The following is an 8,757-nucleotide window of genomic DNA, read 5'->3' as shown; positions in this document are numbered from 1 at the left end:
GTCGCGCGCCTGGGCCGGCGTGGCCACCTCGGCGTCGAGTTCCCGGATGATCCGCGCAGCGCGCTCCACCATCGGCGCGTTGCCGGGCGCGAGTTGCCCACGTGCGATATACAGATTGTCCTCCAGGCCTACGCGCACATGCCCGCCTAGCAGCACCGCTTGCGCCACCATGGGGAATTGTTGCCGCGAGATGCCGAAGGCGCTCCAGCACCCGCCTGCAGGGACCAATTGCTTCAGTGTCTGCATCGCCTCGGTCGTCGCTGGCGCCCCCCAGGGAATGCCCAGACAGAGCTGCAGCCACGGCGGATCGGCGAAGAGGCCGCGCTCGTACAGGTGGCGCGCGAACGCGGCGTGACCCAGATCGAACACTTCCAGTTCCGGCTTCACACCAGCTTCGCGGATCGCACTTGCCATGCGCTCCACGTGGTCCGGCAGATTCAGGAAGGCGTAGCTGCTGAAGTTCAGCGTTCCCACGTCGAGGCTGCAGATGTCCGGCTTCAACTCCAGCACGTGCTCCATCCGCTCCTCGGGGGTCGCCATCCCGGCGATCGCGTTGCGATTGGGGTCGGCCGCGTCAGGCACATAACGGCCGCCGGCACCTGTCGTCAGGTTGATCAGCACGTCGCTGCCAGCGTCGCGAATACGGCGCACGACTTCACGATAGAGCGCCAGTTCCCGGCTCGGTTTTCCGGTCTGCGGGTCCCGAACGTGGATATGCACGATGGCAGCGCCGGCGGCACGCGCGGCCAGCGCCTCGTTGGCGATCTGCTCCGGCGTCACAGGCACGTGCGGGCTGATACCGGTCGTGTTGCCTCCGCCCGTGAGGGCGCAGGATATGATCACAGGCCTGCTCATTCAGTGTCTCCTAATTTTGTTGTCATTGCATAGCGTGGCGGCTGCCGACGCGGCACACACGCGCGCCACCCGCTTCGGCATCAAGCGCCGGGCCGCGCCGCAGTCATCCCGCCATCCACCACCAGTTCTGTCGCCGTGATATAGCGGGCCTCGTCGCTAGCGAGAAACACCACCGCATTGGCCACGTCCCAGGCGTCGCCCATGCGTCCAATCGGTACGCTCGCATTGCGCTTGGCGACGAGTTGCTGCGCGTCTGCCGCACCAAGCTGGCTGACTAAACGGTGCTCCACGAGCGGCGTATGCATGAGACCCGGGACTACCGTATTGACCCGGATTCCTTTTTTGACATACGCAATGGCAGTGGAACGGCCGAACGCGTTCACGCCGGCTTTCGAGGCCGCATAGGCAGCATTGACACGCCCGCCGACCTGAAAGCTCATGCAGCCGATACTCGAGACATTCACGATCGCGCCGCCTTTACCCTCCGCTGCAAACTGCCGCTCCATAACGGGCAGCACATGCTTGCATCCGAGGAAGGCGGTCTTGAGATTCAGATTGATCTGGGCGTCCCAAACTTCCTCGGTCATCGAGACAGGATCACCTGGAGCGCTGCCGCCCACGTTGTTGACCAGGATGTCGATGCGGCCGAAGCGGGCGAGGCACGCCTCGACGGCCGCCTTCACTGACTCGCCGTCGGTCATGTTACAAGTCCGGGCCACCCACTCCTTATGCCCTTCCTGCTCCATGACAGCGGTAGTGCCGGAAAGCGCGCTGTCGCTGATGTCCACGCCAAACACCTTGGCTCCTTGCCGGGCCAGAAGTACCGCAGTCGCCTTGCCGTTTCCCCAACCCTCGCCGACGGAGCCCGCTCCTGCGACGAAGGCCACCTTGCCAGTCAAATCAAGCATTCAGCGCTCCGGTTCTTAAGAGATCAAGCCTACTTCACGCGCCTTGATCTGCAGCGCGACGTAATGCGAGTAGATACGTGCATGCGCGAAACCACCACCCATGAACCACAGGCCCTTCTGGGGCGTCGGCTTGAACATGTTCGCCAGTTCCCCATCGTCGTCGAGCCCCCAGATCTGGCCTACCTTGTCGGCAATCTCATCGCCGAGGATCTCGCGGACCACTTCCTGCTGATTCTGGTAACCGGTAGCGGTGATCAGCAGATCGGCCTTCTCGACACGACCGTCCTTCATCAGCGCGCCGTCTGCGACGAAGCGCTCGATGTCTTCGTATTGCAGCAGACCCACCTCGCCGCTGATGATCAGGTCCGAACAGCCGCAATTGAGGTAATAGCCCCCAAAACGCCGGCGTAGCTTCATCTGATGCCCGGTGCCGTCCTCGCCCATGTCCAGCTTCATCCCTTTTGCGTCGAGACCCGCAATCAGGTCCTTGTCGATCTCGAGCATGCGTTTGACTGCCATCTGGTAGCCACGCACCAGCAGCGGGTAAGTGCCGGATGCCGCGATCAGGTCACAGTCCCCCAGCGGCAGGCCTTCGTCGTAGTACAGCGAGTGGTTGATGCTCGCCGCCTTAACGCTGACCACGGTGATCGAACCCCGCTGGATCAGCTTGACGTTGGCGCCATTGGCTTGGAGGTCTTGAGCGATGTCATGGCCACTGGTGCCCGCGCCAAGCACCAGTGCGTTCTTGCCGCGCCATGCGGAACCGTCGCGATAGCCATGCGTGTGCACCACCTCGCCCTTGAAGTCTTCGAGGCCCGGCGCCTTAGCGGGCTTGGGTGCACCGACAATGCCGTTTGCAAAAACAAGATGTCGCGGGCGCAGCACACGCTCGGACCCGTCGGCGCGACGCACCCGAGCAAGCCAGTGGCCGCCAGATTCATCGTAAGTGCCATCGAGGAATGTCGTGCCGCTCCAGACATTGCACTCCATGGCCCCCGCATAGGTCTCCAACCAGTTTCCCAGCATGTCTTTGGGAAGATACTTCGGCCAATTCGGCGGAAAGGACATGTAGGCCAGGTGGTTGAGCGCAAGCTGGTTGTGTAAAGCCAGGGAGTGATATCGCTCGCGCCAGACATCACCGACGCGCGGCAGCTTGTCCACCACAAGCGCATCCACGCCCAGCAATCTCAGTCGCGCGGCTACGCTCAGCCCCGCCTGGCCGGCTCCGACGATCAGGACCGCGGGCTCGCGATCGGCGAACGCCTGTTCTCTCGCGCGTCGATCCGCCCAGTTCTCACCACCGAAATTGCGTGAATATGCCGAGCCGCCGGGGCGGCGCTCATGGATCGGCTCCTCGTGGCCCTTCAGTTCCTCGAGGGAGGTCATGATCACCCAGGCCTTGTCAGGCTGGGCGGCCAGGAGGCGAACCACGCCATGCCCACGGCCCTCCTTCGTCTCGAACTCAAAAATGGCTTCGATAACCTCGATGCCGATGCGCTTGACGCGGCGCGGCGCGGTGCGGCCCTTCGCAAGCCCGAAGTGCTGCGCTTGGATCCCGGCCTGGACCTCGATCAACCGGTTCACGATCGCCGCCTTACCGGCGTGAGGCGTGATGTTCCAGGTGAAGGCCAGCAGGTCACGCCAGTGACAATCATCGGCAAAGAGCGAGGCCAAAGCGACCCGGTCGCCGGCGTGCAGCGCCGTCTCGAATTCATCCAGCCATTGCGCGACATACTCCGCGTCGCCGGCGTAGCCAGAGCGCGTCCGGCTCACGGTCAGTTCTTCTTCCATCATCATTCCCCTGGGTCGCAGAATCCCTGCACTTGAACATCCGACTTGATGACGAGAATTCTAGGGAGCGGGGGTATGACTGCATAGGCGGCCTGGTGGCAAGGATCCTTGCTGCCAGAGCAAAGGTCTGCGCGGAGTGGTTCTGCACTCGTGATGCACAATCCGCCAACTAGCTTGATTACAAAGTGCCTCCCATCCGCTCAATGGCGGCTTGCTATGGGCCATTGTTGAACAGGTGGGCTTGGGATCGGATCCTCCACCATCGCCGTGATCGGTACCGAACCTCGACATGTCGCCTGCAGGCACTTCACTGCGCATCATGAGTGTCCCGCTTGACCTACTGGTCTCGCTGCTTCGCGGCTGGGAAACCTTGACCGATGGCGACGCTCCTCCGTCCCCAGGCACCGACACATAGCGCGATCCCGCCCTCGGCGCCGCTAGGGCCACCGACCAATACGTTGAGTGACTCACATCTGTGCCTTCGGTAGAACCCATCCCAATCGGCGCGCAGCGCATGTTGGCTACGCCGCCGCGCAGAGCCACGCAAGGGCACGGACCTTGCCAATCAGCGCGAAGCTCCTTATCGCCGGAACGCCTTGTGCGAGTCCGGCGGCGACTCGTATATTCAGTCCATCTGCTCGGCGCCTTCGTAAATTAGGGACGAAATGGATCCGCACCATCTCTTGCGCACATTAGGTCACACCGTGACTGGCGAGCCGGAGCCGTTTGTATGAACACATACGGCGAGGCCGACCCGGTGGTTACATTCGGCGACTACAAGCCGTGCAGGCAGCGAGGCGAGTTTGGCGCGGAGTCGCCCACTCACAGGCAGATACCGGACTGGTCCGCCGCTGAGCGGCGGCGCACATCGAACACAAGATATTTCTAAGGAGTGAACTATGAAGGTGGGATTCATCGGCCTGGGAAAAATGGGCCAGGGTATGGCGCGCAACCTGCTCAAATCAGGCGTGCAGCTCGTGGTCTTCGACGTAAATCCCGAAGCAGCCCAACCGCTGATCGATGAAGGCGCCGAGCGGGCCACCACCGTGGGGGAACTCGTCCGGAAGGTGGGTGTGCTGTTCACGTCGTTGCCGGGACCTGTCCAGGTCGAGGAGGTCGTGCTCGGCCAGGACGGTGTGCTGGAGAACATGTCTGCGGGCCTTGTCCTGTTTGAACTGTCGACAAGTTCACTCTCGCTCGCTCGGCGCATCCATGCCGAGTTCAAGCAGAAGGGCGGGACCATGCTGGATGCACCGATCAGTGGCGGCCCTGCAGGCGCGGCATCGGGTGACTTGGCATTCTGGGTCGGCGGCGACAAGGAAATCTACGACCAACACCTCCACCTGTTGCGGGCCATCGGAAATGCGCCGCGCTATGTCGGCCCCATCGGCGCTGGCACGATCACGAAGCTGGCCCACAACACGGCGGGCTACATGATCATGCTGACGATGGCCGAAGTGTTCTCGATGGCAGTGAAGGGTGGCGTGGATCCGTTGGAGCTGTGGGAGGCCATGCGACTGGGCATGGTCGGCAAGCAGTCTCCTCTGTTCATGCTCACGAACCAGTTCCTACCGGGGAAGTACGAGACCCCGGCGTTCGCTCTCAAGTTGGCCCACAAGGACGTGACGCTGTGCACCGCCGTAGGCAAGGAGCTGGGCGTGCCAATGCGGCTGGCCAACATGACTCTGGAAGAGATGACCGAAGCCCTGGCCCGAGGTCTCGGGGAGCAGGATTCCCGCGCATTCCTGAAGCTACAACTTGAGAGGGCCGGCGTGAAGATCGCAGTCGATCCGGATCGCCTTCAAAACGCCATCAAGGCAGCGAAGTCTTGAGTGCGGCGCCACGTTGGCCGCGGCCTAATGCTCTGCAAGTGGCAGTGTACGCAATCGTGCCTATGCTACCGCAAGGTCGTACCAGGCTCAACACACCGATCCGAATGCACCGGGCTTCGACTTCATTAGTTAGCGATTCATCCGTGAATGCCATTGGCCTCAAGCGCATAGCGACATCATAAATGTGTTCGGCGAATCCTCAGTTTCCTCGAGGGTTCCGCTCGATAAGAAAAGTACTTTGGAGACAATAAATGAGATTATTTCGAATTTTAGCGGTACTCCTCCTTGCAGTCTGCAGCTCGACATGGGCAGAGACGTATCCGTCTCGACCAATCAAGATTATTGTTCCTTTCGGTGCCGGGAGCTCTGGCGATATCCTTGCGCGAGCGTTAGCCCGGGGAATAAGTGAGGTGTCCGGAGCCACCGCGGTCGTCGAGAATAAGCCTGGTGCGGAAGCGGTCATAGGTGTGATGGCGGCCAAGAAGTCGCCCGCCGACGGGTATACGATCCTGTTGGGAAATAGTTCCAGCCAAGTCCTGAACATGCACATGTTGCCGCAGATTCCCTATGACCCGGTTGCAGACTTCGTCCCCCTTGTCGGTATCGCCAAGTTTTCGCTCGTCCTGAACGCAGGCCCGTCGACGACGTTCAAGTCTGCCCGGGATCTCATCGATGCAGCGCGAAGCGCCCCGGGGAAATACACCTATGGCAGCGCCACCACTTCGACTCGGTTGGCGATGGAGATGTTGGAGCACCTGGCCGGCATCAAGCTCCTCTCAGTGCCGTACAAGAGCATGGCAGAGGCGACTACCGCGTTAGCCGCGGGACAGGTGGACTTCGTCATGAACGACGCAGCTACTGGCGCGCCTCAATACAAGAGTGGCAGACTTCGGCCGCTTGCCACCACTGGCTCCACGCGTATGTATGCCCTTCCTAACGTTTCTACATTTCGTGAACAAGGTGTGGTGAATTACGAGCTAACGGGCTGGCATGCCACGTACTTCCCAGCGAACACGCCGCCGGCAGTTGTCGCAACGATGCAAGATATCCTCCGCAAAGCTACCAAGACCAAGTATGTTTCCGACGCGCTGGCGTTGGCTTCCTTTGAGCCGCTGGATTTGTCTGGCGACCAACTGACCTCAATGCTGCGAGCAGATTCTGAAAAGTGGGGGAAGCTGGTGCGTGCCTCCGGCGCGGCACCGAAGTAGGCTGCAAGGAATGGCGGCGACGGCCGTCGCGCGAAGTAGACGGGCGCTCGCTGCGGCACCGCAAGCAGTACGGAGACTCCGAAGGAAGAACCTATGCCGTCAAATCGACCAGCGTCCATCAAATCCCTCCTGTTCGTTCCGGCAGATAGCCCAAGGAAGCTCGCCTCTTCCCTTCGGTCAGGCGCGGACGCGCTCGTGTACGACTTGGAGGATGCCGTTGCGGAAACCGGCAAGCGCAGCGCCCGCACAACGCTGGTTGAGTTCCTCGCGAACAACCGTGAAACTATGGGTGCCTACCTTTGCATTCGCGTAAACGGCTTGGCAACACGACACATCCTGGACGACCTTAGGGCAGTCGTGCCGTTCGCACCAGACGCGATAGTTCTACCCAAATGCCGGAATGCGGCAGATGTATACCGTCTTAGTGACTACCTTGCAGCATTCGAGCATGCCTATCTCGATGGCAAGCACAGGACGGAGATTATTGCCATGGCTACGGAGACGTCCGAAGGCATATTTGGGCTTGCTTCGTACCGCGAGCCTCCAATGCGTCTGCGGGCGCTAATGTGGGGAGTCGATGACCTTGCGGCGGAAATAGGCGCATTTTCAGCTCACTCTGGCAGGGAACTGACCTCGCCTTTTTCTGTAGCCCGCACGATGTGTCTGCTTGCCGCCGCGCAAGCCGGCATCGACGCTATCGACGCAGTAAGCACCGTCCTTGGCGATGAGGGCCACATCGACCGTGAAGCGATGCTGGCAAAACGCGATGGCTTTGCGGCGAAGGCGGCGGGGCATCCCGCACATATTCCGGCAATCAATCGTGTGTTCGCGCCAGGCGAGGATGAGGTCGCGTGGGCTAAGGCAGTGGTGGACGCCTTTAACACAAGCGGCAGCGCCGGAGTCGTGCGCTTCGGCGACTGCATGATTGACAAGCCGCATTTGCGTCTCGCACACAGAATTCTTTGCAGCGTCCATGGCGATGACTGACGTATCACTTCCCCCAACCCATGACGCCGCGAACCCGCATCGGCGGGCCGTTGAATCGACAGTTCTCTCCAGACCAATCCGACAATACGGCGGCGTGATATTTTTTAGTTAGGATGCAACAATAATGGACTCGAAAGGCAACAAGTTCTCACACGTAAAGGCTCATGAGAACGAATTCACTGCGGGCGGACTGCGCGATTTCTTTACCTATCGTGATCTGGGCATCGCCCATGCGACAAACGGCAAGATCATCGCACACCTTGTACGTGCCAACCGCGCTCCCGAACTCGGCACGGGTTGGCACGTCCATGGTGCGGACTTTCACATGGTGTACATGTTGAAAGGATGGGCGAAGTTCATGTACGAGGACAAGGAAACGTTGGTGTCGGCTGGGGATTGTGTGCATCAACGACCTGGCATTCGTCACTTCCTCTTCGACTACTCGCCCGATATGGAATACCTCGAGGTCGTCGGCCCGGCCGAGTTCACAAGCATGGACGTAGATGGACCGTGCGAAGTTCCGGAGCCTGCTAAGTGGTAGGTGATATTGTTGAAAGCTACTAGTACCGTAAGCAGCGCCCACTAGTTTTTCTAATGCGGCCGGGTGGGCAGGTAACGGCGCCGCAAGCAGCGGGATAATGTCGTTCCGACCGCCCGATGGGGACGTCAAGTTGTCAGAACCGCGAAAGACTGCCATCTCTCATGAGCAACTCAGTCACTATTGGGGGCGTGGAAGCCCGCTCAATGTCGAGGTAGATCTGGCAGTCGAGCGGCCTCCCCGCCACTCTGCCAAGCGCTCCGCATTGAGCCCTGCCTGCTCAGGCCACCCGACCGCTACCCCGCCAGGAGGGCTTGGACCGGAGCGCGCGGGGACGGTGCGCTAGAAACCGCCTCCAAAGTTTGCGCGCGTTGGCCAACGCCGCCAGGACTCGAGGGCCGCGAGTTGGGCCATCGAGGGAACGCGTACGGGGCCCATCGGCTCGCACAGCCGCCGATCGAACAACTCTATTTGCACCCGGCGCCGATGGCCCCAGACGGCCTTGGCCCTGGTCTGGTCACGGGCAGGTTTGAGAGGCTGGCCAATTTGAGAGCTTGGTCCCTAGTGTCCTGCGTCAGAAATTCGTAGACAAAATCGCCTGATGCTGGCGAGGATGTCATCGGCGGACTTCGTCCACG

7 protein-coding genes are annotated in these 8,757 nt (G+C 60.9%); 4 read left to right on the top strand and 3 right to left on the bottom strand.

The window, feature by feature from the left end:
- The 3 genes from ACGLHR_RS49055 to ACGLHR_RS49045 all read right to left on the bottom strand — a co-directional run.
- Positions 1-855: 3-keto-5-aminohexanoate cleavage protein (locus ACGLHR_RS49055; RefSeq protein WP_400103033.1), on the bottom strand; the 855-nt coding region annotated here is incomplete at its 3' end.
- Positions 856-935: 80 nt separating this feature from the next.
- Entirely contained in the window at positions 936-1,763 is an 828-nt protein-coding gene (locus ACGLHR_RS49050) for an SDR family NAD(P)-dependent oxidoreductase (RefSeq protein ID WP_400103031.1), read from the bottom strand.
- Between the two features lie 15 nt (positions 1,764-1,778).
- A complete protein-coding gene (locus tag ACGLHR_RS49045) occupies positions 1,779-3,554 on the bottom strand; it encodes an NAD(P)-binding domain-containing protein (RefSeq protein WP_400103029.1) in 1,776 nt (591 codons plus the stop codon).
- Positions 3,555-4,453: 899 nt separating this feature from the next.
- Here ACGLHR_RS49045 and ACGLHR_RS49040 point away from each other — a divergent pair.
- The 4 genes from ACGLHR_RS49040 (at position 4,454) to ACGLHR_RS49025 (ending at position 8,122) form a co-directional block, all read left to right on the top strand.
- Positions 4,454-5,386 carry an NAD(P)-dependent oxidoreductase gene (locus ACGLHR_RS49040; RefSeq protein WP_400103027.1) on the top strand — a complete coding sequence of 311 codons (933 nt, stop codon included), beginning with the start codon at positions 4,454-4,456 and terminating at the stop codon, positions 5,384-5,386.
- Between the two features lie 251 nt (positions 5,387-5,637).
- Complete coding sequence (locus tag ACGLHR_RS49035; protein WP_400103025.1) at positions 5,638-6,594, top strand: Bug family tripartite tricarboxylate transporter substrate binding protein; 957 nt, start codon at positions 5,638-5,640, stop codon at positions 6,592-6,594.
- A gap of 93 nt (positions 6,595-6,687) precedes the next feature.
- Positions 6,688-7,581 carry an HpcH/HpaI aldolase/citrate lyase family protein gene (locus ACGLHR_RS49030; protein ID WP_400103023.1) on the top strand — a complete coding sequence of 298 codons (894 nt, stop codon included), beginning with the start codon at positions 6,688-6,690 and terminating at the stop codon, positions 7,579-7,581.
- 124 nt (positions 7,582-7,705) lie between these two features.
- On the top strand, positions 7,706-8,122 hold the full coding sequence (locus tag ACGLHR_RS49025) for a cupin domain-containing protein (RefSeq protein ID WP_400103021.1): 417 nt from the start codon (positions 7,706-7,708) through the stop codon (positions 8,120-8,122).
- The last annotated feature ends 635 nt before the right edge of the window (positions 8,123-8,757 follow it).

It is taken from the genome of Cupriavidus sp. CuC1, from assembly GCF_044627735.1.
Lineage (GTDB): Bacteria > Pseudomonadota > Gammaproteobacteria > Burkholderiales > Burkholderiaceae > Cupriavidus > Cupriavidus ulmosensis.
Note: the sequence above shows the minus strand (reverse complement) of the source record. Positions and strands in the feature narration are given on the sequence as shown.

What these genes read in the sequence shown, in the direction of transcription:
- ACGLHR_RS49045 (WP_400103029.1), bottom strand. Translation starts at nt 3,554, where the DNA reads ATGGAAGAAGAACTGACCGTGAGCCGGACGCGCTCTGGCTACGCCGGC.
- ACGLHR_RS49050 (WP_400103031.1), bottom strand. Translation starts at nt 1,763, where the DNA reads ATGCTTGATTTGACTGGCAAGGTGGCCTTCGTCGCAGGAGCGGGCTCC.
- ACGLHR_RS49040 (WP_400103027.1), top strand. Translation starts at nt 4,454, where the DNA reads ATGAAGGTGGGATTCATCGGCCTGGGAAAAATGGGCCAGGGTATGGCG.
- ACGLHR_RS49030 (WP_400103023.1), top strand. Translation starts at nt 6,688, where the DNA reads ATGCCGTCAAATCGACCAGCGTCCATCAAATCCCTCCTGTTCGTTCCG.
- ACGLHR_RS49025 (WP_400103021.1), top strand. Translation starts at nt 7,706, where the DNA reads ATGGACTCGAAAGGCAACAAGTTCTCACACGTAAAGGCTCATGAGAAC.
- ACGLHR_RS49035 (WP_400103025.1), top strand. Translation starts at nt 5,638, where the DNA reads ATGAGATTATTTCGAATTTTAGCGGTACTCCTCCTTGCAGTCTGCAGC.